The sequence below is a fragment of the Pedobacter duraquae genome (genome assembly GCF_004362245.1).
Taxonomy (GTDB): Bacteria; Bacteroidota; Bacteroidia; order Sphingobacteriales; family Sphingobacteriaceae; genus Pedobacter; species Pedobacter duraquae.
Window position 1 is genome coordinate 1,266,417 of record NZ_SNWM01000001.1, and the last position, 26,797, is coordinate 1,293,213.

At 41.0% G+C, this 26,797-nt stretch carries 24 protein-coding genes and 1 tRNA gene; 13 read left to right on the top strand and 12 right to left on the bottom strand.

Going from position 1 to position 26,797, the window contains the following annotated elements:
- Positions 1–25: 25 nt before the first annotated feature.
- The 3 genes from CLV32_RS05450 (at position 26) to CLV32_RS05460 (ending at position 5,194) form a co-directional block, all read left to right on the top strand.
- On the top strand, positions 26–3,169 hold the full coding sequence (locus CLV32_RS05450; protein WP_133553173.1) for an efflux RND transporter permease subunit: 3,144 nt from the start codon (positions 26–28) through the stop codon (positions 3,167–3,169).
- 142 nt (positions 3,170–3,311) lie between these two features.
- Entirely contained in the window at positions 3,312–4,043 is a 732-nt protein-coding gene (locus CLV32_RS05455) for a DNA-formamidopyrimidine glycosylase family protein (protein WP_133553175.1), read from the top strand.
- A gap of 104 nt (positions 4,044–4,147) precedes the next feature.
- A complete protein-coding gene (locus CLV32_RS05460; protein WP_133553177.1) occupies positions 4,148–5,194 on the top strand; it encodes a fatty acid desaturase in 1,047 nt (348 codons plus the stop codon).
- Here CLV32_RS05460 and CLV32_RS05465 read toward each other — a convergent pair.
- On the bottom strand, positions 5,191–6,654 hold the full coding sequence (locus CLV32_RS05465) for a M20/M25/M40 family metallo-hydrolase (RefSeq protein WP_133553179.1): 1,464 nt from the start codon (positions 6,652–6,654) through the stop codon (positions 5,191–5,193). The two genes, CLV32_RS05460 and CLV32_RS05465, sit on opposite strands and share 4 nt — an antisense overlap.
- Before the next feature lie 77 nt (positions 6,655–6,731).
- On the opposite strand from CLV32_RS05465, the gene CLV32_RS23055 reads away from it, so the two are divergent.
- The 3 genes from CLV32_RS23055 to CLV32_RS05475 are packed head-to-tail and all read left to right on the top strand — an operon-like array spanning position 6,732 to position 7,864.
- Positions 6,732–6,908 (top strand): hypothetical protein, encoded by a 177-nt coding sequence (locus CLV32_RS23055; protein ID WP_166641889.1) that lies wholly within the window; start codon positions 6,732–6,734, stop codon positions 6,906–6,908.
- 11 nt (positions 6,909–6,919) lie between these two features.
- Positions 6,920–7,165, top strand: coding sequence for a hypothetical protein (locus CLV32_RS05470; RefSeq protein WP_133553181.1), 246 nt, complete (start codon positions 6,920–6,922; stop codon positions 7,163–7,165).
- A 3-nt stretch (positions 7,166–7,168) separates the two neighbouring features.
- Positions 7,169–7,864 carry an SRPBCC family protein gene (locus CLV32_RS05475; protein ID WP_133553183.1) on the top strand — a complete coding sequence of 232 codons (696 nt, stop codon included), beginning with the start codon at positions 7,169–7,171 and terminating at the stop codon, positions 7,862–7,864.
- Positions 7,865–7,866: 2 nt separating this feature from the next.
- On the opposite strand, the gene CLV32_RS05480 is transcribed toward CLV32_RS05475, so the two are convergent.
- Both CLV32_RS05480 and CLV32_RS05485 read right to left on the bottom strand, forming a co-directional pair.
- The gene (locus tag CLV32_RS05480; RefSeq protein ID WP_133553185.1) at positions 7,867–8,604 is read right to left on the bottom strand and encodes a LytR/AlgR family response regulator transcription factor; all 738 of its coding nucleotides are present in this window, start codon (positions 8,602–8,604) and stop codon (positions 7,867–7,869) included.
- A gap of 32 nt (positions 8,605–8,636) precedes the next feature.
- Positions 8,637–9,647 (bottom strand): sensor histidine kinase, encoded by a 1,011-nt coding sequence (locus CLV32_RS05485; protein WP_133553187.1) that lies wholly within the window; start codon positions 9,645–9,647, stop codon positions 8,637–8,639.
- Positions 9,648–9,849: 202 nt separating this feature from the next.
- Here CLV32_RS05485 and CLV32_RS05490 point away from each other — a divergent pair, with 202 nt between their 5' ends.
- Positions 9,850–12,276: an outer membrane beta-barrel family protein gene (locus tag CLV32_RS05490; RefSeq protein WP_133553189.1), complete on the top strand. Its 2,427-nt coding sequence runs from the start codon at positions 9,850–9,852 to the stop codon at positions 12,274–12,276.
- On the opposite strand, the gene CLV32_RS05495 is transcribed toward CLV32_RS05490, so the two are convergent.
- A complete protein-coding gene (locus CLV32_RS05495; protein ID WP_133553191.1) occupies positions 12,277–12,768 on the bottom strand; it encodes a DUF5362 family protein in 492 nt (163 codons plus the stop codon). It lies immediately after the preceding gene.
- An 80-nt stretch (positions 12,769–12,848) separates the two neighbouring features.
- Here CLV32_RS05495 and ychF point away from each other — a divergent pair, with 80 nt between their 5' ends.
- Positions 12,849–13,943 (top strand): redox-regulated ATPase YchF, encoded by a 1,095-nt coding sequence (ychF, locus tag CLV32_RS05500; protein ID WP_133553193.1) that lies wholly within the window; start codon positions 12,849–12,851, stop codon positions 13,941–13,943.
- A gap of 18 nt (positions 13,944–13,961) precedes the next feature.
- On the opposite strand, the gene mgtE is transcribed toward ychF, so the two are convergent.
- Both mgtE and CLV32_RS05510 read right to left on the bottom strand, forming a co-directional pair.
- Positions 13,962–15,338, bottom strand: a complete 1,377-nt coding sequence (gene mgtE / locus CLV32_RS05505; protein WP_133553195.1) for a magnesium transporter — start codon at positions 15,336–15,338, stop codon at positions 13,962–13,964.
- Positions 15,339–15,472: 134 nt separating this feature from the next.
- Positions 15,473–17,857, bottom strand: a complete 2,385-nt coding sequence (locus tag CLV32_RS05510; RefSeq protein WP_133553197.1) for an ABC transporter permease — start codon at positions 17,855–17,857, stop codon at positions 15,473–15,475.
- Between the two features lie 187 nt (positions 17,858–18,044).
- Here CLV32_RS05510 and CLV32_RS05515 point away from each other — a divergent pair, with 187 nt between their 5' ends.
- A complete protein-coding gene (locus CLV32_RS05515; RefSeq protein ID WP_133553199.1) occupies positions 18,045–18,905 on the top strand; it encodes a PAS domain-containing protein in 861 nt (286 codons plus the stop codon).
- A gap of 78 nt (positions 18,906–18,983) precedes the next feature.
- Here the strand turns inward: CLV32_RS05515 and CLV32_RS05520 are convergent, their stop codons facing one another.
- The 4 genes from CLV32_RS05520 to CLV32_RS05535 form a co-directional block, all read right to left on the bottom strand.
- On the bottom strand, positions 18,984–19,616 hold the full coding sequence (locus CLV32_RS05520; RefSeq protein ID WP_133553202.1) for a DNA-3-methyladenine glycosylase family protein: 633 nt from the start codon (positions 19,614–19,616) through the stop codon (positions 18,984–18,986).
- Positions 19,617–19,730: 114 nt separating this feature from the next.
- Positions 19,731–21,068: a serine hydrolase domain-containing protein gene (locus CLV32_RS05525; RefSeq protein ID WP_133553204.1), complete on the bottom strand. Its 1,338-nt coding sequence runs from the start codon at positions 21,066–21,068 to the stop codon at positions 19,731–19,733.
- Positions 21,069–21,222: 154 nt separating this feature from the next.
- Positions 21,223–21,294, bottom strand: a tRNA-Arg gene (locus CLV32_RS05530).
- A 66-nt stretch (positions 21,295–21,360) separates the two neighbouring features.
- Entirely contained in the window at positions 21,361–21,717 is a 357-nt protein-coding gene (locus CLV32_RS05535; protein WP_133553206.1) for a winged helix-turn-helix transcriptional regulator, read from the bottom strand.
- Between the two features lie 111 nt (positions 21,718–21,828).
- Here CLV32_RS05535 and CLV32_RS05540 point away from each other — a divergent pair, with 111 nt between their 5' ends.
- On the top strand, positions 21,829–22,431 hold the full coding sequence (locus CLV32_RS05540) for an FMN-dependent NADH-azoreductase (RefSeq protein ID WP_133553208.1): 603 nt from the start codon (positions 21,829–21,831) through the stop codon (positions 22,429–22,431).
- Between the two features lie 72 nt (positions 22,432–22,503).
- On the opposite strand, the gene CLV32_RS05545 is transcribed toward CLV32_RS05540, so the two are convergent.
- Positions 22,504–23,763, bottom strand: coding sequence for a TraB/GumN family protein (locus tag CLV32_RS05545; protein ID WP_133553210.1), 1,260 nt, complete (start codon positions 23,761–23,763; stop codon positions 22,504–22,506).
- A gap of 191 nt (positions 23,764–23,954) precedes the next feature.
- On the opposite strand from CLV32_RS05545, the gene CLV32_RS05550 reads away from it, so the two are divergent.
- A complete protein-coding gene (locus tag CLV32_RS05550) occupies positions 23,955–24,815 on the top strand; it encodes a LytTR family DNA-binding domain-containing protein (RefSeq protein WP_208110951.1) in 861 nt (286 codons plus the stop codon).
- Positions 24,816–24,937: 122 nt separating this feature from the next.
- Entirely contained in the window at positions 24,938–25,276 is a 339-nt protein-coding gene (locus CLV32_RS05555) for a potassium transporter KefB (protein ID WP_166641890.1), read from the top strand.
- A 13-nt stretch (positions 25,277–25,289) separates the two neighbouring features.
- Here CLV32_RS05555 and CLV32_RS05560 read toward each other — a convergent pair whose 3' ends face one another.
- Positions 25,290–26,216 (bottom strand): hypothetical protein, encoded by a 927-nt coding sequence (locus CLV32_RS05560; RefSeq protein WP_133553214.1) that lies wholly within the window; start codon positions 26,214–26,216, stop codon positions 25,290–25,292.
- A gap of 363 nt (positions 26,217–26,579) precedes the next feature.
- Between CLV32_RS05560 and CLV32_RS05565 the strand changes: the two genes are divergently transcribed.
- A complete protein-coding gene (locus CLV32_RS05565; protein WP_133553216.1) occupies positions 26,580–26,762 on the top strand; it encodes a hypothetical protein in 183 nt (60 codons plus the stop codon).
- Positions 26,763–26,797 lie beyond the last annotated feature (35 nt).

The following is a 26,797-nucleotide window of genomic DNA, read 5'->3' on the forward strand; positions in this document are numbered from 1 at the left end:
TCTTGCTTACTAAAAATCAACTGTAATGAACAAGTTCATTAAATCGATCATAAACTTTGCCCTTAAGAATAAATATTTCGTGTTCTTTGCGACTTTCATTCTTATTCTTTCGGGCTATTTAAGTTTCAAACATACCACCATTGAGGCTTTTCCTGATGTAACAAATACCAATGTTACCATCATTACCCAATGGCCGGGAAGAAGTGCCGAGGAGGTAGAAAAATTTGTAACCCGCCCTCTGGAGATTGCCATGAATCCCACAGAAAAAAGAACAAGTATCCGTTCTTCTTCCCTATTTGGACTCTCCATCGTAAAGGTCGCTTTTGAGGACGATGTAGACTATCAGTTTGCCAGGGTTCAGGTAAATAACCACCTGGACGATGCTGACTTGCCTGCCACGGCAAAAGCAGAAGTCCAACCCGCTACAGGACCTACAGGTGAGATCTTCAGGTATACACTTAAAAGTGACCAAAAATCTATCCGTGAACTCAAAACTTTACAGGACTGGGTGGTAGAGCGCGAACTGTTGTCAGTACCCGGCATCGCCGATGTAGTAAGTTTTGGTGGAGAGGTTAAAACCTATCAGATTACCGTAGACCCTCAAAAATCTATACAATATGGCGTTACCGCTACCGAACTCTATGATGCTGTATCAAAAAGCAATATCAATGTTGGCGGCGATGTAATTACACAAGCTGGCCAGGCTTACGTGGTTAGAGGTATTGGCGTACTCAACAATATCGATGAGATCAAGAATGTTGTTGTAGACAACTATAACGGCACTCCAGTATATGTTAAAACTATTGCCGAAGTAACAGAGGCTGCCCTTCCCCGCTTGGGGCAGGTTGGTCGCGATAACGATCCAGATGTTGTAGAAGGGATTGTAGTGATGCGGAAAGGTGAAAATCCGAGTGAGGTAATCCATGCGCTTAAAGATAAAATCCAGGATATCAACAACAATATTTTACCTGGAGACGTTAAGATCAGTCCCTTTTACGACCGCGAGAAACTTGTAGATTTTGCTACACACACCGTAATGCATAATATGCTGGAGGGCATCATCTTTGTAACGCTGATCGTGTTCTTGTTTATGGCTGACTGGAGGACAACGCTAATCGTATCCATCATTATTCCGCTGGCCCTACTATTTGCATTTATCTGTCTGAAATTAAAAGGTATGTCGGCAAACCTCCTATCTATGGGAGCGATAGATTTCGGGATTATCATCGATGGTGCCGTCGTTATGGTGGAAGGGATCTTCGTAGCGCTGGATTTTAACGCCCATAAGTTGGGCATGCAGAAATTCAATGGCATGAGTAAGCTGGGCATCATCAAGAAAGCTTGTCTGGAAAATGGTAAGGGCATTTTCTTTGCCAAGCTGATCATCATCACCGGACTGCTTCCGATTTTCACTTTCGAGAAAGTAGAAGGCAAAATGTTCTCTCCTCTCGCATGGACGCTAAGCTTCGCTTTGTTGGGTGCACTATTGTTGACCTTCACCCTGGTACCGGCGATGGCCAGTATATTGCTGAAGAAAAATGTAAAGGAGAAACACAACATCTTCCTTGAATTCATCACTAAGCTGGTGATGCGGATGTATGCTGCATGCTTCAGATCACGCAAACTGGTTTTCAGTCTGACACTGGTCGCATTGGTCATCGGGCTGTTCTCTTTCAAGTTCCTTGGAACAGAATTTCTGCCTACACTTGATGAAGGGTCGATTTATGTACGCGCCAGTGCACCTTTAAGTGTATCTCTGGATGAGACAAAGAAAATCTCCAACGAGATGCGAAAGATCTTCCTAAGCTTCGAAGAGGTAAAACAAGTGATGTCGCAGACCGGACGGCCTAACGACGGCACTGATGCCACTGGTTTCTACAATATGGAGTTCCTGGTAGATATCTACCCGAAAGATGAGTGGAAACGTGGTGAGACAAAGGAACAATTGGTAGAACGCATGCAGGAGAAATTAAAAGGATTTCCTGGCATCAGCCTCAATTTTTCGCAACCAATATCAGACAACGTGGAAGAAGCAGTATCTGGTGTTAAGGGCTCCATTGTGGTTAAGATGTTTGGCAACGACTTCAATTACATTGAGAAAAAAGAAGAGAAGATCTTCAATATATTAAAGACCGTTAACGGAATAGAGGATTTGGGTATCTTGAGAAACCTGGGGCAGCCAGAATTACAAATCAAGCTCGACCAAAGCAAGATGGCGTTGTATGGTGTGCGTACAGAAGATGCCAATTCCATTATTGAAATGGCTATTGGTGGCAAGGCAGCAACGCAGATATATGAAGGAGAACGGAAGTTTGACCTCAGGATCAGGTATCCTGAAGATTTCAGAAATGATGAGGCTTCGATTGGCGCTTTACGGATCCCAACACTTTCTGGAGCCAAAGTACCTTTGAGTGAGATCTCGACGATCGCCAAAATTACCGGGCCGAGTATTATTTATCGAGATAAACACGAGCGCTATGGTGCGATTAAGTTCTCCATTCGTGGAAGAGATATGGGAAGCACAATTGCCGAGGCACAAGCAAAGGTAAAAGCACAGATTGACATTCCTAAAGGATATAAGCTGGAGTGGGCGGGTGATTTCGAAAACCAGCAACGTGCTACAGCAAGGTTGAGCACTGCAGTTCCTATCAGCTTACTGTTGATCTTCTTCATCCTATTTGTCTTGTTTGGCAATATCAAAGATTCTCTCCTTGTACTCAACAATGTTCCTTTTGCCATGGTGGGCGGTATTCTCGCGCTATTGGCCACGGGGGTAAACTTCAATATCTCTGCCGGTATCGGGTTTATCGCATTGTTTGGAATTTGTGTACAAAACGGGGTAATCCTGATCACCAGGTTTAAGAGTAATATCGCCGAACTCAAGCACCATCCGACCTGGACATTTGCCGATGCTGTAAAAGATGGAGTAGCTACCCGGATGCGTCCTGTAATTATGACAGCGATGATGGCGGCAATTGGCTTAATGCCAGCAGCCCTGTCGACAGGAATTGGTTCAGAAGCTTCCAAACCTTTGGCCATTGTGGTGATTGGCGGACTTATTACCAATACACTGTTCAGCTTGTTTGTATATCCAATTGTATTTTACTGGGCATATCAGAAAAAAGCAAATCAATTGAAAAAAGTAATTACTGCTACAGAAGCAGAATAAATAAGGCAGGGTTAAATATCCGGGCCTGTATAGGGAAGATAGTTTTTTTAGTTTCCGTGGTTGGGTTAGTGTTTTTAGGGGCGTTCAGAGAATTGGCAGATTTTTTGGACGTTCCCTCTAAACACGTTTTTATTAAGCAGCTATGCCCGAAGGACCTATTATTTTAATTCTCAAAGAAGAAATCGATGCGTTGCATCTTATCGGAAAAAAAGTACTGCGCATAGACGGAACGAACAAGATCGATGCTGATCGCCTTATCGGACAGCAGTTGAAGGCTGTGAAGACTTATGGAAAGAACTTTTTGCTTTGCTTTGGAGACTTCACCTTACGGGTGCATTTGATGATGTTTGGCACCTATCTGCTCAACGAAGAGAAAAGCACCAAACTTCAGCTCAGTCTACAGTTTGAGGGCGCCACAATAAATTTCTATACCACCTCGCTTAAAATTATTGAAGAAAATCTGGACGAGGTGTTTGACTGGACAACAGATATCATGTCTGAAAAATGGGATGCTAAGCTGGCTTTAAAAAAGGTTACCGAACATCCTAAAGCTATTATCGCTGACCTGTTGCTGGATCAGGATATTTTTACCGGTGCCGGCAATATCATAAAAAATGAGGCGCTATACCGTGCCGAAATTCATCCTTTAAGTAAAGTTTCAGCTATTCCGGAAAAGAAATTGAAGGAGTTGATTAAAGAAGTGAGAGATTTTAGCTTTGATTTCCTGAAATGGAAAAAGGCCAACGTCCTGAAAAGGCACCTGGATGTATACGAGCAAAAAAACAAGAGTCATCCACAGGTTGTGAAGGAATACCTGGGAAAAGGAAAAAGAGGAACCTATATCTGGCCGGAAAAACAGCACTTATATGTTTAAACGCACATCGCATTGAACATGGGTTGTAAGATTGTTGCTATTTGATTTGCATAATTGTCGATTATTTATCCCTATCTTACAGCACATTATAAGAACCAAAAATATTGCCACTATTAGATTATGTGCTTCAGGAGCCATCCTATGGATGGAAGTGCGAAAAAGGGATCCTGATCAAACCTACCAACAAACAAATTTTTACTGAGTTTTTTTCCCGGTTAAACGTTTTTAAAGACAGAAAAAACTGGCTTCCATTCTTCAGCTGGCTGAAGGTATTGTGCCTGATTCCATTTTTCTTCGTGTTTGTTTTCCAATTTTTTAATGTGTGGACAGTAGCTGCGGCTTTTGTTTACAGCATGATTATCATGGGTACCCACGGTACCATCTGGCATCATCGGTATTGCACCCATGGTGCCTACAGATTTAAGAACAACTTCTGGAGATTCTTTACACAGAACCTGACCATTAACGTAATTCCGGAAGAGATTTATGTGGTTTCACATCATGTACACCACGCGAAGTCAGATCAGCCGGGCGACCCATATAATGCTTCGGCAGGATTTCTATATTGCTTTCTGGCTGATGTAAACCACCAGCCTATTGCTAAAAACCTGAACAAGGCCGACTATTCCAGACTTACCTCTTTGATGAAACATACGGGTGTTAAACCAAATACCTATACGCAGTATTTGAAATGGGGTTCTATCGTAAATCCAAACAGAGCTATCCTAAGTTGGGTGTTGAACTGGAGTTTCTGGTATCTGGCATTCTACCTAATTGGTGGGCACGCATTGGCCTGTACTTTATTCGGTGCTGCCGGATTCTGGGCAGTTGGCGTACGTACCTTTAACTACGAAGGACACGGGAAAGGCGAAGATAAGCGCAAAGAAGGAACTGATCACAACACCAAGGATATGTCTATCAATCAGATCTGGCCGGGCATTGTTGCCGGCGAGTGGCATAATAACCATCACTTATATCCAAAAAGTGCCAGAAGTGGTTTTAAACCACATCAGGTAGACATTGCCTGGTATTACATCCTGTTGATGCACAAATTGGGTGCAATCAGTTCCGTTAAAGATTCAAAGAAAGATTTTTACGCAAAGTATTATCTTCCGCAGCAGCAATTAAAAAAGGAGCTGGTTAGGATCTAATCCTTCCAGCGCCACTCACCTGCTATTTTAAGCGGGGTTTCTAAATTGTTCTGTTGTAAAAACAACTTTACCTCTTCATCAGTCTGAGGTTTTACAGGTATGGTTGATGTATTAGCCAAAGCATAAGTAAGCATGGCACTGTAACGCACGGTATTTTTCAAGCCCTGCTCATCTACCAGTTTAAAGCTATCTCCATTGGAGTGATAATAGGGTCCGGAGTTATTTGGCAATCTCCCGCCTGTGCCACCACCTGTTGGAATTCCCTGTAACATGAATGGCTGGTGGTCACTATGCAACCCTGCGCCAGCGGAGAATACATTTTTAAATCCTGTATCCAGCTTCACAATATCAGCACCCCATGATTTGAAGAGTGGCTCCATTTCTTTACGACTGGTGCTAAAACCTTTTGGATCGTTTGTCATATCATAGTTCAGCATAAAGCGAACTTTAGATAAGCTATGTGATTTTTCAGCATCTTCTACATACGCTTTAGAACCTAGCAAGCCTTGCTCCTCACCCATAAATAAGACAAACTCTACAGTGCGTTTCGGTTTCAGATTTAGTTTTTTAAAGGTCCTCGCCATGTCGATCACCGCGAAAGAGCCAATTCCATTGTCAATAGCTCCGGTAGCAAGATCCCAACTATCCAGGTGACCGCCAACAACGATTTTCTCATCAGGTAGTTCAGAGCCTTTTATAGTTGCAATAACATTTCGCGCTTTGATCATACCAGAGAAATTTGTCATCTGAAGACTTGCGAACTGTTTTTCGGCTTTTAGCTGTTCCTTAATACGCATTCCATTTTCCAATCCAATACATACCGCAGGAATCGGAATCAACTTGCCCGTAACAGATGCAGTACCGGTAAGTAACACATCGTTAGGTACTGTATTGATGATAACTACACCAATAGCCCCATATTTTGTTGCTATCGCGGTTTTTTCTGAGCGGTGCAAACTTCTTGTACCTGCTGGTGAGCCCGGCAATACGCCCAGATAAATCAACGCAATTTTACCTTTTACCCTTGCAGGATCCGCAGTGTAATCGGCCTCCAGCCCATTACCCATATCCACAAGCTCGCCCTTTACATCAGCTTTCACAGGAGAATGTGCAAGGGTAACTGCGTTTACAGGTTGCAGACTATTTTGAAGACCTATTTTAACATCAATGCTGATGCGGCTCCATCCTTCAACTTCAAAAGGCTGGTAGCGTACTGACAAGCCGTAAGATTTCAGGAGGTTATATACGTAAGTCTCTGCTTTAGAGCCGTTTTCTGACCCCGTTAAACGATGACCGATAGTTTCGGTCGCATTTTTCAGGTTTCCATACGCTGCAGAACTGCTTTGTACTTCTGAATTGATTTTGCCGAAATCGCTGGCGAAGTTATCCTGGGCCTGAGCCGGGTAAACTTGACTGAGTGCAGCAAGAAGTGCTATGCTGACTGGAGTGATTAGTTTCATAATGAGTTTTAGGTTCAACCAAATATAAAAAAAACCTTTGATCCTGATCACTGTTAATAAGGTATAAATAGAATCTTATGAATGCTTTTTTCAAAACAATAATTGCCGGATGGGGTGCAAAGAAACTGGGTGGCGGTTGCCTTTCCACAATTGTAATTTTTGTACTGATCTATGTCGCACTGGGGAAATGTAATAACAAACCCGCACAACCGCGCGCAAACAATATCGGGCACACCATTGAGAAACGCGGATAAAAAAATATATTATGGCAGAACTGAGCACACACAATCCTGAATTTGATATTGACGTATCCATTCAGGGCACATCAAAAACCATTCATGTTAAACCTGATGAGACCTCTGATGGTGTAGAATATTATATCTGTTTTGAAGGCGATGAGCAGATCAGTCAGATTAGACTGGAAGGCAAGGACACCTGGGCTCAGCTTTGGGGCGACCTTTCTGATACCGAAGTTCAGGAACTGGGCAAGGCAATAACAAATCACAAATAAACTATGAAACTGCATCCGGAGCATTTAAACGCCAGATCAGGCGATTTCTCGATTCAAAAAAGCTATCACCAGAATGTAGGACTTTCTGAAAGACTGGTCTCTGTGTTTCTTGGCGGCATGCTGATCCGTTCAGGCTTAAAGAACCCCTTAAAGCCAAAGCTATTATACGGCGCCTATTTAGCTTATCGTGGTTTCACTGGCAAATGCCTGGTTTACGATCAGTTGGGCATTGATGCCCGCAAGGCACATGCAGTAAATGTAAGGGGCGAATTTGATATAGACCTTCCTCCGAACGAGGTGTACGCGCACTGGAGAAATCTGAACAACCTCCCCGGCAGCATCCAGCGACTGCTTAACGTGGAGATGGTAGACGAACATCTATCTACCTGGAGAAGTAATGTACTTGGTAATATGTTTACCTTAAAGTGGGAAGCAGAAATTGTTAAAGACGAGCCGGGTCGCCTGATTGGCTGGAGGGCTGTAGAAGGTTCCTTGTTTCATCATGTGGGCCGTGTGGAATTTGAAAACAATATATCCGGAGGAACAACGCTTAAGATTGTCCTTTCTTATCACCCCCCATTGGGCGGTGTTGGCTTCGGCCTTTCCAAGGCTTTAAGTCCATACTTTGAACATCTGTTGCAAAAAGAAATTAAGAATTTCAAATACCAGATTGAGCATAAGACACCGAGCTACCGCTAGGATTATTTATCTCTGATCAATTTAAAGAATTCATCTCTGTAAGTTTCCCCTATAGGGATGGATTGTTCTGCAATGTATATTGTGTTTCCATCTACCATCCTGATCTTATCTAAAGCAACAATATAAGACTTATGCACCCGATAAAAAGGTGGTTGTGGCAATTGCGTTTCCAGATCACGAAGGCTTTGGTACGTAACCAACCGCTGATCCGAGGTATAAACAGAAATATAATTCTTTAATCCCTCTACATAAAGAATATCCTCATAGTTTACTTTCAGGAATTTATTCTTACTCTCTCCTTTTATAAACATATAGTCGGCCGCCGCCTTAGACGAAGCTGGCTCCAGGTTTTCAACTGCTGCCGTGCTCGTATTAGTTTGCACCGGCTCAATCAACGCCTGTGCTTTAGTTACAGCCTTATAAAAACGTTCAAAAGGAATAGGTTTCAATAGATAATCTATGACGTCGAGTTCAAAACCATCAAGCGCGTACTCAGGATATGCCGTTGTCAGGATAACCTTGCATTTATTACCGCAAATCTTCAAAAATTGAAGCCCTGTTAGTTCTGGCATTTGGATATCAAGGAATACAAGATCGACTTTTCCGTCCTGTATCAATCCAAGTGCTTCAAAAGGATTTGTAGTTGTGCCAACAAGTTCAAGAAAAGGAATTCTCTTAATATATGTGGCCAGAATTTCGGAAGCGTAGGCCTCATCATCAACAGCTATACAACGGATCATCTTAATAAATATTTCTGAAGCTAAATTGCAAATTAAAGTTTAATGATCAGCGTTGATTGATAAATCTGATCCTGATTTTCTATGTTCAGCGTATATTTCTCCGGATAAATGAGTTGCAGCCTGCGCTGGATATTTATAAGACCTACGCCGCTGGACCGGTCTTTCTGGTTATTACTGATCTTATTTTTTACTTTAAGCGAAAGGGTTTTACCGGTAACCTCCAGGAAAATTTCTACCGGATGCTCAGGATCGTTAACTACACCATGTTTAAAGGCATTTTCCACAAAAGGAATCAACAATAATGCAGCTATGCGCTGGTTGTCGTTGATACCATCGGTATGAAAAGAAACGTAAAAATTAGGGTCAAAACGCATTCTGAACAACTCTATATAACTTTCCAGATAATCAACTTCTTTCACAACACTTACCTTACCATCTGCACTTTCAGTAAGTGTGTATCGCATCAGGTCGGATAAACGGAGTACTGCGGAGGCCATTTTATCGGAAACTGGAATAGCCAATGAATAGATATAATTTAAGGTATTGTAAAGAAAATGTGGATTGATCTGCGACTTCAGAAATGCCAGCTCTGACTTAACAGCTTCTTCCTTCAGAATCTGATTGGTCTTTTCAGATTGCAATACATTTTTAGAGTTCCATACTGCTGCTGCAACGATAATGTAAAAGGAACCCCAATAGATATTATCCTGAATATAGTACGTAATAGATGTGTCTTTGGAGTAATTTCTAATACCGAGGAAATAAGGGTAAAGCATTTCTTCAATAAGATAACGCAAAGCAATAAAGGCAGCCAGCGCAACCAGAATCCCCAGGATCAACTGCGGAACTTTATTTCGCTTCATAAACCTGGGATATACCCACAAGTAGCAGATATAGAATTCTATGATCTCTATGAAAGACATCGAATAATTGAAGTAATATCTTGTGAAGTCGCTACCATGCAAAAGGATGCCCAGGTAATTATAGCTTAGATAAACTAGCCAGCAAAGGACATGAATGGCTACGGTCTTTTTCTTACTCATGGTTAAAACTAGCAAAAAGCAGATCGCAATTCAATTTTCTTATCCCAAGGTTGGAAATTTTTATGTCAACCCCTGATTTTGCAGGATCAAAGTCTTTAGACCAGCATAACAAGATTGGGATAATAGTTACAGGGATTGGGATCATATTATTTATCTCCCTGAAAGATTCCCGGACATTTGAATCAACAAAAACGAAACAATCATGAATACGCCAAAACGCCTGCTCCTACTTGTCCTGACTACCTTATTAATTGTGTTGCTTACAACACCGTCAAAAGCTCAAACGAAATCTGTTAAAGGTACCGTTGTTGAAAAAATCAATAGTAAACCCCTGCCCTATGCATCCGTTGTATTGATGCACTTACCAGACTCGGCCAAAACAGCATTAACGATAACGAATGATAAAGGACAGTATGGATTTGAGGCTGTTAAGCCAGGAAGCTATATGGTACGAGTTATAGCTGTAGGTTTCCAATCTAAACGCAGCCCGATGTTTGAGGTTGCTGGCACGGCTATAAACCTGGATCCGATCAGCATGTCCGAAAGCGTTAACCAACTGGCGGAAGTAAGTGTAACGACCAGGGTGCCTGTTGTAGACTACAAATCAGACCGTACAGTTATCGACGTAGAGAAAATGAATACCGCTGGGGACAATGGCCTGGAGGTAATCTCCAAAGCACCAGGCATCAAGCTGGATAAAGACGACAATATCCTGCTAAAGGGTAAAGGCGGCATCAATGTAATGATAGATGGGAAAATGACCTATATGAGCGGATCGGAACTAAGCACGTATCTCAAATCCCTTCCAGGTTCTGTGCTTAGTAAAATTGAATTGATATCAAATCCTCCAGCCTCCTTCGATGCTGCAGGTAGCGGGGGCATCATAAATATTAAATTGAAAAGGATTAAAATGCAGGGCACCAATGGGAATATTACCTTAGGTGCTGGCTACGGGAAATATGCGAAAGCAAATGGAGGCATCAACCTGAACTATAACTATGGAAAGCTGAGCAGCTATGTCCGGCTTAATGCTTCACGCTACAACTCTTTCAACAGACTTCACCTGAACAGGACCATTGGTGCCGAGCAGTATAACCAGCTTAATTATTGGCATCCAGAAGGAATAAGCAATAACTATTCTGCCGGTGCCGACTATTTCATTAACGACAAACATACTGTAGGGTTCATGTTTAAAGGGTTTACAGACCCCGAAGATGTGCTGACTACAAGTAATTCCGTGAACTACAATGCAGCAGGTGTAAAGGCGGGTGGTGTGAACATGGTTAACCCGCAAAAAAACCATACTGGAAACAGGGCGGTTAACCTGAATTACAGATTTAAGATAGATACCGCGGGAAGGGAACTTGGCGTGGATGCCGACTATGTTTATTATGATAACACCAAAAATGAGCAGTTTACAAATACCTATTTCAATGCGGCGGATGCAGTGACGGGAAATCCAATAGATCTACGAAACTATGGCCTTGGAAAAGTTAGTATCTACGCATTCAAAATGGACTATGTACATCCTTTTAGTCAGACACTTAAGATGGAAACAGGCTTAAAAACGAGTTTCGTTGATGCTAAAAGTGATGTCAGGTTTGATTCACTAAAAACTGCCGGCTGGATTACAGATCCAAACCGTACCAACCTTTTTAAGTACAGGGAGAATATCAACGCAGGTTATGTATCGCTGAGCAAAACGATCGGCTCACTGGATCTGAAAGCTGGATTAAGAGCAGAGCAGACAATCGGTAAAGGAAACTCAAGCGGCACAAATACGGTGATCGACAGGAATTACTGGAAACTTTTTCCAAGCATTTTTGCCACGTGGAAGGTTGACAGTCTTAACCAGCTGAACAGTTCTTACAGCCGCAGGATCAACAGACCTTCTTACAGTAGCCTAAACCCTTTTGCTTTTTATTCAGATCCGTACACCGCAATTCAGGGCAATCAGATGTTGCAGCCTTCATTTTCCAACTCTTATGAACTGAACTATACTTACAAAAACTTCAGGGTCCTGAATCTGAGTTACTCAACAGTAAATGAGGTAGTGGCAAATGTGATCTACCAGAATGACGTTACAAAAGCCAGTGTTACCATCCCAGAAAACCTTGCAAAAGCAACAAGCATCTATATATCTACCGGCAGTCCGTTCGATCTAACCAAATGGTGGAATACCAACAATGACCTTACTGCAGGCTATGATCGCACACAGTCCAATGTTCAGGGCACGAGTTACGATGCTGGTAAGTGGACATGGGGAATCAGTTCGGATAACAACTTTACCCTACCAAAAGCATACGTATTGGGTATTTACGCTTATTATAATGCACCTTCCGTTTCGGGACTGTACAAAGTGTATTCGAATTCAGGAGTTAATATTGCCGCTAAGAAAACCTTTGCCAACAAAAATGCAGTACTCAGCCTTAAGGTTTCAGACATCTTCAGGAAAAGCAGTTACAGATCTGTTTTACAATACAATAATGTAAATACCTTTTGGCATAACGAATGGGAAAGCAGGAGAATCTCCCTGAACTTCAGCTACAAATTTGGCAATATGAAAATCAAGACCGCAAGGAGCAGAAGAACAGGTACCGCAGAAGAAGAAGGAAGAGTTGGTCAGTAATTATCTGGCCATACTTGCTGCAAAGCCACCCAATGCAACCATGAATATGATCAGCAGAACGTATGCTGCAATAATTACAATTGTCAGAATACCCCAAAACTTAAATAGTGATTTCATTTTGGACATCGCTATACTCAGGCTCGGCTGATCACCGTATAACACCGCGTTTTTAGCTGCGCCAGCGTACTTATACAACAACAAGCTTGGGTAAAAATACATCAGTGCAAAAAGAAGATACAGTATGGTTACTCCTGCTCCGCCAATCGCCTTGAAGATCCCTATTCCGGGTGTGTCAGGCATACTGCTTATTACTGCACCGGCACCAAAGGCCGCGAGTGCAACGATGGCTGATAGTATAAATCCAACAATAGAAAGAAACCTGGACCATTTGGCAGTTTCATAAATGTAGCTTCTGATATCCTCAGTTACAACGAGCGCGATATTTTCAGGTTCTGATGCTGGGCTTACTAATTCTTCATCAAAATTTTCCATAGGGGGATTAAGGTTGTTTTAGAACGATAAACTTAAAGATTTTTTTTGATACCTTTGCGCCGAATCAAGAAAAATCATTCATGGCATTACAATGTGGTATAGTAGGTTTACCAAATGTGGGAAAATCAACTTTATTTAACTGTTTATCAAACGCAAAGGCTCAGGCCGCAAACTTTCCTTTTTGTACTATAGAGCCTAACATCGGTGTAATTACTGTTCCCGATCACCGCCTAACAAAACTGGAAGAACTGGTTAAACCGAATAAGGTGGTTCCAAATACCATTGAAATCGTTGACATTGCCGGTTTGGTTAAAGGTGCATCCAAAGGTGAAGGCTTAGGAAATCAGTTCCTTGGAAATATCAGGGCAACAAATGCCATTATTCACGTATTGCGCTGTTTCGACGACGGAAACGTTATCCACGTTGATGGATCCGTTGACCCTATTCGTGATAAAGAAATTATCGATACCGAACTGCAGCTGAAGGATCTGGATACTGTTGTAAAGCGTATTCAGAAAGTTGAGAAAATGGCTAAAACCGACAAGGAAGCAAAAAGAACTTTCGATATTCTTAGTGTGATTAAAACTCACCTGGAAAGTGGTAAGTCAGTACGCTCGGCAGCAGTTGAAGCAGACGACTTCGCCTTCATTCAGGATTTGGGTTTGTTAACTCAAAAACCGGTAATGTATGTGTGTAACGTAGACGAAAACTCGGTAATTGATGGAAATACATATGTTGACCGTGTTAAAGAAGCTGTTAAGGATGAGAACGCCGAAGTATTGGTGATTTCGGCAAAAATAGAATCGGAAATTGCTGAACTGGAAAGTTTTGAGGAGCGTCAGGAATTCCTGGCCGACCTGGGACTAACAGAATCGGGCGTAAATAAATTAATCCGTGCTGCATATCACTTGCTGGATTTATATACTTATTTCACTGCCGGTGTACAGGAAGTACGTGCATGGACAATTACTAAAGGATTTACTGCTCCTCAAGCAGCGGGTGTGATACACAGCGACTTCGAGAAGGGCTTTATCCGTGCAGAGGTTATTAAATACACAGACTTCGTAACCCTTGGATCTGAAGTTGCGTGTAAAGATGCAGGCAAATTAGGTGTTGAAGGAAAAACCTATGTTGTGGAAGATGGCGATATTATGCACTTCCGTTTCAACGTATAATGATATCCAATGGGGGGATTATAGCATGATCCCCCTTAATATTGACATAGCTACCGTAAAATAGATTACGATACCTGTTACATCCACCATAGTAGCAACAAAAGGTGCCGAAGAAGTTGCCGGATCCAGCTTTAACTTTTTCATCAGGATAGGCATCATTGAGCCAATCAAACTTCCCCAAAGTACAATTCCGATCAGTGTAAAGAATATGGTCAGCGCAATTAATTGCCAATGAGTACCATAGTCAAAGATTTCCATATTCTGCCAAAGCACAATTCTGAAATACCCTATTGTCCCCAGAATGAGTCCGAGCAGCAATCCTGAAATCAGCTCCCTGCGCATCACTTTCCACCAGGAGTTTACCGTTACCTCGCCAAGCGCCATAGCCTGGATAATCAAGGTAGAGGCCTGCGAACCACTGTTACCACCGCTACTCATAATTAGTGGAATAAAGAGCGACAACATCACAGCTTTTTCCAGTTCTACCTGAAAATGCTGCATAGCTGTTGCCGTCAGCATCTCGCCAAGGAAGAGGATCACCAGCCATCCTGCACGCTTTTTAACAAGTCGCAAGATCGGAATATCAAGATAAGGCTCATCCAGTGCCTGGGTACCACCTATCTTATGAATATCTTCGGTATACTCTTCATTAGCAATCCAAAGGATATCATCCACGGTTACGATACCGAGTAATACATTGTTATTATCTGTTACGGGAAGCGCAACACGGTTGTTCATCCGGAATACATTAATCGCTTCCTCCTGCGGATCGTTAACGTTTAATGCGATGGTCCGGTTGTCGGCCAGATCACCTACCAGTGTCTCAGGTTTTGCCAGTAGAATTTCAATGATTCTGATATCGTCGAGCAGCACGCCCTCTTTATCAATGACATAGATCACGTCGATCGTTTCAGATTTTTTACCGTATAGGCGGATATGCTCGATCACTCTCGCTATCGTCCAGTTTGCTTTGACTGCGATATAATCTGGTGTCATCAAACGCCCTACGCTGTCTTCCTTATAGCCTAACAATGCCAGGGCTTCCACACGCGCCTGTGCGGGCAGCAGAATAATCAGTTTTTTAACTGCATCCCCTTTCAGCTCACTAAACAATGCGGTACGGTCATCGGGAGGAAGCAGGTTGATCAGCTCAGCCAGCTTCTGACCAGGTAGTTTCTTAAGGATCTTTTCCTGGGTAGGAAAGTCCAGAATCCTGAATACGTTAACAGCGCGGTTGATGGAAAGCGTGTCGATCAATTTTACCGCATGTTGAGGGATTTCGTCGATCAGATGCTCTACATCGGATATGTTCAGATCATCGAGGTAAACTTTTAATTGTGCGTCGTTACCCCCTTCTACCAGCTCTACTACTTCTTCAACAATCAGCTCTTCCATAAACTACTTTTTTTACATGCGCCTAACCTATTTTCAAGATTGCAAAAGTGGGTTTTTATTTTTTAAAAAGCCATCTTTAAGGGGATTATCTTGAATATTTGGCAGGAGTAATTTAACTGGCTGAACGATAGCTGTTATTCGTATTTCAGTGCGTCTATAGTATTGGCGGTGGCCGTTTTGTAAGACTTCAGACTTACTGTAAGTACAGTAATGCCCATTGAGACTATAAATGCGTATACGAATGGCCAGACACTGAGTTCTATTCGGTAGGCAAAGGTTTCCAACCATCTTGAAACGAACAGATAAGCAAGCGGCCAGGCAACAAAATTGGCAATAAATACCATATTTATAAATGAACTATTGAGCAGTCTGACCAACTCTACGGAAGAAGCGCCAAGAACTTTCCGGATGGCGACCTCACGTGTCCGCTGTGCAGCAACAAAGGAAATCAGGCCAAATAGTCCGATCAGGGAAATAAAAACGATTACTCCCTCTGCAATTTTGAAGAGCATACCCATCAGCCTTTCGCTTTCATAAAATCCGTTCAGATCTTCTTTTAAAAAACTTGAATTATAAACATATTCAGGAAAAGTGCTGTTCCACAAACTTTCCAATTTTTTCATAGCAGGCATAATCTCCGAACCACTAAGTTTTACTGCAACAGCGTAATAATCGCTCTCCTGAGGATAAATAACCAATGGCGAGATATTCTCTTTTAAGGATAGATCATTGAAGTCTTTAACTACGCCAGTTATCACCATATCGTGCCCGTTTGTATTTAGGATCTGACCAATTACTGCCTGTGGGTCTGATATACCCATCTTTCTAACAAAAGTTTCGTTAACAACAGCAAAATCCTGCTCGGCATTTTTTCCGAATTTTTTACCTGCAATGATATGCAGGTCGAATACATCGAAATAATTGTCATCTGCTTTTGCCTGGCGAAGTTCAAAATCCTGATTCCTTTTGCCTTTATAACTAAAATCCGAAGTAGTAATATTATCAGACGAGGGTGGTGCCTGACACAAGCTGAGCATACTTACACCTGGAATTTGTGTCGCCCTTTGTTTAAATGTGTTATACCTGCTCTGACTAAGACTATCGCTGGGCAATCCAAGCATCGCTACGGCATCGGCGTTAAACCCGAGTGGCTTATCTCTGACATAAGCCATCTGTTGCATAATAAAAAGGGTGCTGATAAGTAAAATAATCGTGATAGCAAACTGCAGTACCACAAGTACCCTCCGCAAACCCAGAGCTCCTGCATTTACCGTTATTTTATTCTTTATGGCCAGAGCCGGGCTGTAGCCTGAGATAATCATCGCAGGGTAAAATCCTGCTAATAGACTTACGATCAAAACCATGGCTAGCATAAATAGATATACCCGTGGCTCACTAAAAAAACTAAAATGAATATTTAGCAGGTCTGACATTCCAGGAATGACCAGCTCGGTAATCACGCTACCAACAAGCATAGATAAGCAGGTGATTACAAATGTCTCCATGAGAAACTGAACCACAAGTTGTGATCTACTACCACCCATGACTTTCCGGACACCCACTTCCTTTGATCGGTTAGCTGCCTGTGCGGTTGCCAAATTGATAAAATTAATACATGCTGTAAATATTAAAAAAAGCCCAATAATACCCAACCCGTAAATTTCTTTCTTGCTTACTGATGTTTCCGCGAAACTTCCATATTTCTGGTCGAAATGAATATCGTTCAGCGATTGGAGGATATTACGTTGATGCCCTAAAATTTTGGTATCGTCGTAATGTCTTTTATTGAAATCTGCGACAGGCTGCGTCATGTCAACAGCGTTAAGGCCATCTTTTAGCAATACGTAATATTCCATTGCTGAATTTACTCCATCCCAATTAACGTATTTTGCGCTATTAAATGTTGTATAGCTTATTACTATTTTCAATGGAAAGCTGCTGTTGACTGGAGCGTCTTCGAAAACTCCTGTCACTTTAAGATTGATTGTATTGCCAATGCTCAGGCTTTTACCTATCGCATTCTCCGTATTACCGAAGTATTGAATGGCAGTAGACGCTGAAAGTGCTACTGTATTAGGAGCTGACAGTGCCATTTTGGGATTGCCCTTTAGCCATCCCCAACTAAATATTTCAAAAAATTCTGGCTCGGCATAGTAAAAAGCTACCCTGCTTTTAAAAGTTTCTGTTCCAGCCCCATCTTTAACGTGAATAATACCACCGCGTTTTATAATTACTGCCGACTTATCAATTCCTGCAAGATCATTCTTTACAGCACCTGCCAGAGGTAAAGGAATCCCTTTAGAAAAATCGTCGTAGCCAGGATATTTCCAAGTGGTGACAAAACGGTAAATCCGATCACTGTTCTGAAAGTTACTGTCAAAATGAAGCTGATAACTAATAAATAAAAAGATGAGCATACATGCCGCCATCCCAATTGACAAACCAAGAATATTAATTAGCGTGTAGCTTCTGTTTCTCCAGAGATTTCTCCAGGCAATTTTGAAATTGAGTTGGAACATACCTTTTTAGTTTTTTAATGGTTATCCAGAGACATGCCAAACAAAAATAACCACTTCAGGACTGTTCCAACAAACAAATAAGAAATTCGTTGTGCGTTTTCGGACATGTAATAGATCGTTGCCGAACAGTAGACCGTAAGCAAATGTCGTAATTTTTGTTATTTTTGATTACACTCATACCTAAGCGATGTCAAAAAGGTCGATCGTCTGGATTATTCTTTTCTACCTGACTATTGGCTTAGTGTGGCTTGTTGGCGGGAATTTGTTCATTAACCGCATATATCCAGATATCACGTCAGCTAATGCACAATACCTGTACGCGCTTAAAAACATAATTTTTCTGTTCATCAGTATCGTTAGTTGCATCTTTTTTCTTAATTCCTATTACAAAATTCTGCTCTTGAAAGAACGGAGTCTGAATAAACAACTTAGGAATAGTCGCGACGACTTGAGCGAACTATTACATACCTACGATCTCGTTACGAAAGCGACAAGCGATGTAATCTGGGATTATGACATTGTAAAAGACGAGCTCAAATGGCTTACCGGTTACAAAGCCCTCTTCGGTTATGAAGAAGACGGAGCACGCGTTAGAGACGCTTTTTGGAATATGCAAAGAATTCATGAGGAAGACAGGGCACGTGTTATCCGTGATTTTAAGAAACTTATTGCGCTTAAAGAACGCAACTGGATCGCTGAATATCGCTACTACTGTAAGGATGGAACTTTTAAATATGTAATCGACCGGGGCTATTTAATTTTGGATCAATATGGAGAACCTGTAAGAATGGTTGGAGCGATACAGGACATTGACCTGATTAAACAATACGGTTTGCAATTGGAGGTGAAAAACGAGAAGCTGAAAGAGATCGCATGGCTCAATTCGCATGAGATCAGACGACCGCTTTCTAATTTACTGGGTCTTATTCCTATGCTAAGAAGCAGTACAGATAACCCTGAATCTTTTAACCAATTTTTAGATTATATAGAACAGTCTGCAAGGGAACTTGATGAAACCGTTAGCAAGATTAACGAAGAAACTGCCTAGCGACAGATAATGACAAAGAATAGTTTGCTGGCTTGGTTAAAGCTGTTAACGATCTGACTACCTTAAACGCTAGATAATTTACAACATATAATAGTCTATAGGCGCAGTCCTATTGCGTTTTAACAGATAATAGTGCCATAAAAAATAGGTTGCTAATGAACGATATGGCTTCCACTGCTCCGCATAAGAAATGATTTCCATTTTTGTTTGTGCAGTAGTCAATTCTTTCATCGTATTAATTACCGCGATATCGCCGATCGGAAAAACATCATTTTGCTGTAAGCAGAATAGCAGGTAAACATCTACAGTCCAGTTCCCGATCCCTTTAAGTGCAATAAGCTGACATCTTATCTCTGGTTCATTAAGCAGGTGTAGTTTGTCCAACTCGATTCGTTTGTCTAATACCGCAGCTGACAAATTTCTGAGGTAATTGGATTTCTGGCGGCTGATCTGGCAACTGCGCATTTCTTCATCATTCAACATCAGGATGTTTTCAGGAGTAAAATCACCTATATAAGTATTCAGCTTCAGGAAATGTGCATGCGCCGAGGCTAGGCTCACCTGTTGTTCGAGAATAAGTTTGCATAAGGTTACGAATCCTGATCTCCTACTCCAGTTGGGAGGAGCGCCGCATTGCTGGTATATGGCTGCAAATATCGGATCAATCCCGACGAGCGTCTGAATGTCCTTTTCATTTACTATTTCATTCATGTTCCGATCAAATTAAGTATCGAGCAATGCCAGCATACAAGCGGCTAACGATTACGCTTCCAAATTACATTTTTAAACATGGACATCCAGGAAATAGGAAACGGATTAATACATTTATAAATGCTCGCCAGATTTCGTTGATAATCCATCGCGTATAACTAAGTTCAGTTTTCCCTGATCATCAGTTTTAACGATCAAGCTCATGTTGGAGTCCGCAACGAAAAAGCTATTCTTTGTCTCAGGATAAATTCTAATCGGTTGACCGTTATTGATGTTGAGATAAAACTTATTATTGATCAATTGGATAGATGTTTCATATAAATTGGAAATATCATATCGGCCGATATATTTCTGAATGAGTTCTGGGGCCAGCGCAATTTCTTGCTTTGCTTTTGGCAGCGTATAAGGTTTCCCGTTGAGGATGGCGATAATTTTGGATGCAATGGTCTCAATTGTGGTACTCGTTTGGTTAGTCAGCATGATAATACAAATATCGTCCTGCGGAATCCTGCCAAAATAACTGGTTGCTCCTTCAAGATTTCCTGGGTGGTACGCTACCTTTTTACCATATACCAAATCTATAAACCATCCGTACCCATAATCTCCCTTACCTGCTGTATAACTTTCGTTAAGCATTTTTGCAGTGATGATGCAGTTGTTCTTTAATGCATTATCCCATAGTAAGAGATCATCCACGGTACTGTAGAGACCGCCGGATGCATTTGTCCAACTCCAATCCCAGACCTTTGCTGTGACATGCCGGGTGGCCGACAAATATTCATATCCAACTGTTTTATGTTTACTTTTTAACGCCGCATAGTCAAACCCACTATGCGTCATTTTCAATGGCTTGAAAATGTAATTCTCTACCGCGTTACCATAAGACTTACCTGTTATTTTCTCAATAATCATTCCCAGTAAGTCAAAACCTGAGTTGCTGTATGAAAATTCAGTGCCGGGTTCAAAATCCAATGGCTGGTCAGAACAATAGGCCAGCAATTCTTTTTGGTTAGTTTTCCTGCCGTCAGTTATTTTTGCACGCATTGCAGAATCGCGAAGCACCTCCCGAATTCCTGATGTATGATTCAGTAAATTGGCTACGGTTATATTTTTTTCTGGATGAAGTTTAGGGAAGAAATCCTTTACATGGGTATCCAATGAAAGCTTGTTTTCCTCAATTAGCTTAAGGATCAATACGGCAGTGAATGTTTTGGTTAGTGAGGCTAGCTGAAAAACGTCCGTTCGGGAGCATTTGATGTTTTTTTCGATATTGTTATATCCATATGAACCTTCAAATATCTCCCGGCCAGCCTTGGTTATCAAAATGTTTCCATTGAACTTGTTTAGTGAAGCATAAGCCTTAATCAGGCTATCAACTTTTGCAGGTACAGATTGCGCCAAGGCGCCATAACACATTAAAATAAAGAAGAGTTTAGTCAGTATAAATTTCATTGAAGCCGGGTCTTTATTAGGTCAGACGAATTTTTACCGGGCAACGTTACATGACTTAGCAACTATTTTGAAAAGGGATGATACCTGTGTTTAGCCTCGATTAGAAAGGATAAAAAACGATGAGGCCAGAAACTAAAAAGTCCTGGCCTCATTGTGCTCCCGAAGGGATTCGAACCCCCATCGATGGTACCGGAAACCATAATTCTATCCATTGAACTACGGGAGCTTGGCGCAAAGATATGAAATCCGGTCATTAATTTTTGTCTATTCTAAAAATAAGGAACGACGCTGCCTATCTCCCATTTTTAAGTGTATTGCGATGCATTGCACCCCAAGATGACAGCGCGTTTAACACGTCATTAAGTGTATCTGCATATGCAGTAATCTCATATTCTACTACAACAGGCGTTTGTGTATGTACCGTTCTTTTCACGAAGCCGTTTAGTTCCAGTTCCTTCAGTTCGCTCGACAATACTCTAGCGGATATACCCTCAACTGCGCGTTGGATTTCATTGAACCGTTTACTTCCTTCCCGTAGCGCTACGATAACCGGCAATTTCCATTTACCGCCAATAACGTACAAGGAATCACTGATATGCCCTAACCTGCTGCTGCATTCTTTCGCATTGATCTTTTCTACTACTTCCATAACTAGCTGACTAATAAAAAACTATCATAAAGGTTACCACTAACCTTTTGTATACTACTAATATTTTATAAGCAAATGTATATAGATTTGGCCATATAAAATTTATAAAAAATGAAAAAGATTCTGCATATCATATCAAGCCCCAGAGGAGCCGCATCCTTCAGTATTAAATTGGGAAATGCGATTATCGAAAAGATTCAAGCTACCTATCCGGGAAGTACCGTTAAGGAAAGTAACTTAGTTGAACATCAGTTTCCACATCTGGAGGAGGCACATTTAAATGCCTTCTTTACTCCGGCTGAAAATAGGACGCCGGAAAACCTGACGGCCATTAAGCATTCTAATGATGCAATTCAGGATCTTAAGGATGCAGATATCATTGTGATTGGAGCACCGTTATATAACTTCAATATTCATTCAACACTAAAAGCCTGGATTGATCATATTGCACGTGCAGGTATTACCTTTAATTATAGCGAGCATGGACCTGAAGGCTTACTCAAAGGAAAAAAAGTATATGTTGCCATAGCTTCAGGAGGCATTTATTCAGAGGGTCCTATGCAACAAATGGACTTCATTTCTCCCTACCTGAAAGCTGTTCTTGGATTTTTGGGCATGACTGACATCAGTGTATTCAGGGTTGAAGGATCGTCTATGCCAGGCATGGCTGAAAGTGCTTTAGAAAAAGGCATCAATAGCATTCAGATAGACTAGTGATTGAATTTACGGCACAAAAAACCGTTCTAAGACCGAAGTTTTTTGTGCCGATGTTATTGGTTCTTCAGTTTACTCTCTTATCGGATTGGTAGCAGCTGAGTTTCGTACCAGTATCACGTAATGAAGGTAGTCTGTAATGCGTGTCCCAGGTGCATTCAGCAGTAACCGCTGTGAAACGGGCATGATATCCGCGTATTTAATCTCCAAGGATCTAGTGAGATAGGGAGATCCGGCAGATGCAAGATCAAATAATGTGACTGACCGCTGTTTCGTTGCACTTTTGAAGCTTTCGATATCTTCTAATCTGATTAGCGGCCCGTCGTGATTGTATTGTCCTATCGCAGTAAACCTTGTCCCCTTTTGTCGCCATGCCATTGGCAAAGCATCAGTTGGCGTGGTCATTTTTGAGTCGACATATAAAAGACCTATAGAAGCAATTTTATCTTGAAGATTGAGCTCAGGATCCTGCGATAACATATAGACAAAAGACGTACTTCTACCACCATTTGCCTTAGCTGCTAAAACATGGGCGAAACCAAAAAAGCCATACAGCTTTTCTGCGCTCCAATTCCGCGATTGGTAAAGGCTTTTAAAGTTCTTATACATTTGGGCTTCCCGGGGCGAACTGATTTGCATGCAGTTTATTAACGCAAACCGGATATCAGCATCCTGATTTTTGGTGGCGCTTAATGCATTTCGTTTATCCCATTGTTTAATAAGCGCGGTTGATTCCTGAACGATGACACTATCATTCTTATCATACAAAGCTGCTAATAGCACTTTGGCCTCTTTTAGAAGAGCGCGTTTACCATTCAACTTATCTTTTAAATACCCAGCAACCAGCTGAGGGTTTTGGATCTGATCAATTCCCTCAAAATGAATGGTCAAGGTTGGTTTAACTGTTTTATTGTAGCGCCGTATTTTCCTAATTTTATCCTTGAAGTCGGTATTAGCCCATTGTGCATTCTGTTCGGTCCAGTCGCGAAACACGGAATCGATCAATCCTTCATCTCCTGTTTTCAAATACTGGTTCAACAGGTAGGCTTTGGCAAAATCTACTTCTGCTACGTAAGTCCTAACATTGAGTTTGCGATTTAAGAACGTGAGCAGTGTATAATCAATATCCTGTCCTTTCTGAATACCGTGAATCTCACCAACTATAAAAAGCTGATGTGCATAGAATTCCTGACCAAGGATTTTGCTTTCGGCGAGACTGTCATTGTTAACCACAACAGCATGAGACTGGAGGTATTTTTGATTTTCTTGCGCAGCAGCATGCATTGTAAAAAGCAATGCTGGAATGTAAAGTAACTTTTCTAAAATGTTCATAATTATTGAATACGATCAGGCAAGTATAGCAGGTTAAATAAATAAAAAAGACGCTTTAATCCTGAATCGAGGATATCTGGGTCTGAAATACGGGTTTCTTATCCAGAATCATAAGTATATCTTTGCTTGCCATGCAGCCCAAAAAAATAAGGATCCAACATTTTGTATTTTCGCGATTCTATCATTTCTTATTGATCCCTTTTCTCGCACTCCTGCTAGATCAGATCAACATGATCAACAACCCGCAGCGCAGCCCGGTTACAGGAATACAACAAGCAGGTTTTCTTCATTATCTCGGCTATTTTTTTCGTCAGCTTTATATTTTTGAACTGATTACGTTTGCGATTCTGGCAACCTTGATGAGACTTTATTTAAAGTGGTTCAACCTTAAAGAAATCAAATTGGCGCTAAAGCCGATTATAATATTTCAACTTCAGGCGCTGCCCTTATTCCTTGTTTCGATACTTATTTTCGGACCAGTGACTAATTTTTTCAGATATCTATTTTTGCTGTATCCTACCCATGGCTGGACATTATATTTTCCTGAGTTCTTTATGAGCTTCAGCATGTATTTTAATTATCTTTTTCCTATTATCATATGGGGCTACTTATTGATCAATATAGATTTGTTAATGAGTTATATGAGAAGGCCACAGAACTTTTTGACTACCGAGATAAATACTGTGAAATGTAATGAGGATTTCTTTTTACAGGTAATCGAAGGGTTCAACAACCAGGGTACCATGCTGCTGGGGATTGCTGATATTATCTGGTTTGAGGTAGAAAAAAAGCATTACTATGCATATAAATCAGAAGGTAAGTTTAACATCAAAAAGACGCTTGCTGAATTAGAGCAGGAGTTAAATCCCAAAGATTTTTTTCGGATCAACCGCTCACAGATCATCAATGTCGCCCAGGTTAAGAATTACAGTTATTGGGAATTTGAAAAATACATCATTCGCTTAACTGGTGCAGCAGATCGTGAGTTTGTAATTACAAGAAAACGACTTAAAGATTTGAAAATAATCTTAGAGACGATTAAGTCTACCTAACGCCCTATTTACGGAACAGTATTAAACCCTCAACACTAGCAATAAAAAAATTTATCCAAATACTTTGAAATGCAAAGTACTTTATTTTACTTTGAGCCACAAAGTAGATTAATTCATATTTTATGTCACACCAACAAAATTTTTTATCGCCATCAATACCTCAAATCGTGCTGTTTAAGCACATGTTAATGGGTGCCGGAATAGGTCTGGTATTAATCAGTATTTTTCTTTTAATGGCTCCGGGGCCAAATCCTGAATGGCCTGAGTATTGGTTTATCAGACCACTAATCACGGTACCCTACGGTGGAGCTATGGCTGGTCTATTTTATTATTTGATAGATCATTTGCGTAAGCAAGGTGGCTGGAAAATGATCACTGCGAATATATTAAGCTTACTCATTCTTTTAATTGGGCTTTGGATGGGAACAGTTTTAGGCCTTGCAGGAACGATGTGGCATTAGCCATTTAATTCAGTTATTTATGTTTTTGCGGTTCAATGTATTTGTCGTACATGTACTCCGTTAATGGAAGCATCCTTTTTCTATTATCAGTTGGATGATAGCTACTGTCGGTGAAGAACTCAGGCATCCCGTTTATTTTTGCATACCAGATTTTGCGGATAGAACTTCGGGTAATCGTATCAGGCCTTGTTATCTTTCTGACATGATTAACCTGGAATGTATCAAGTGCTAAAACATTTGCACCACTCACTTTTATATTACAGCCAACAGACTGGTAACGGTTGCCATTCCAATACATACATCCCTGATTGTTCTTGTTATAAAAAAAATAGGATGATCCAAAAACTATTGCGGATGCGACAAACGCGTATATTAACTTTCGTTTTGTCGCATTTGAAACTACGCGACTTGAGATTATCTTCCTTTTATCTATATAAGTTGAACCACTTTCAGTCTGATGGGATTTTAAAGATTTCTCCAAAATTCCTTCAGGCTCATTTGGCACAACGCTTTTAATATCTTGTTTATCCAGCAACTCATCTTCAATACCGCTATTCTCAGCACTTATTTGATCAGAAATCACTGAATTCTTTTTCCACAATGGATATGGTCTGGGACTAAAATTAATTAACCAGGATAAAAGCTCTATGTTTTTATCATCGGTGTAAGTGATCCTCCCATTTAAAAATTTAACAAGAGGTCTGAATTTGTCTATGTCAAAATTTCTGATCCGTAGACTATAGTCCGTCGCATCCCCTTTGGCGCCAAAAAAACCTTTTAAAATATTCTCATCCGCTAAAGAATAGTTTTCATCGTAAGTTATCTCGCATTGATTTCTCAACCGCGCAGGTGAGGGAGCATGCAAATTAGATGAAAGTAACCCTTCCTCTTTTTTTCGCTTATAGGCAGCAAACACAATTTCTCTATAATCTTCAAACATTCCTGAAACGCATTTCTCTGCAAAATACAACGGAATTTCCGGAATCTATCACGGTTTCCCGGAATTTCTGCGGAATCATCGGAATTACCGGAACCACCTTATAATTAATCATTTACACCGCCATACATTTGTTTCAGAAATCAACGACACCCCGATTAACTATTGTGGTGAACAAAAAAAATTGATTTTAAAAAGAGATGATCTGCGGTGGTAAGTAGCCGGCTTGGGAAGCAGTTATAAGCTCCCGCAATTGATTCTCATACTTCCCAAAAATTTCAGAAGGCCTTCTGATTTACAACCGTAGCAGTCCCCGCGAACGATCGTGGGGGACTACAAAGTATTTCATTCTTTAATTTTTAAACAATGTTAGAATTAATCATTGCTCTGATCTTAGGATTGTCGAGCCCATCTACAGGTTCAATCAATACAACAAATAACGATGGTACAGCCACTACAAATTGTACTACACCTCCTCCAACTACACCAACAACACCTGGTGATGGCACAGGCGGCGATACAGGACACTATCCTCCAGACAAACCTTAATCAAAAAAGTAAGGCAGCAATAACTGCCTTACTTT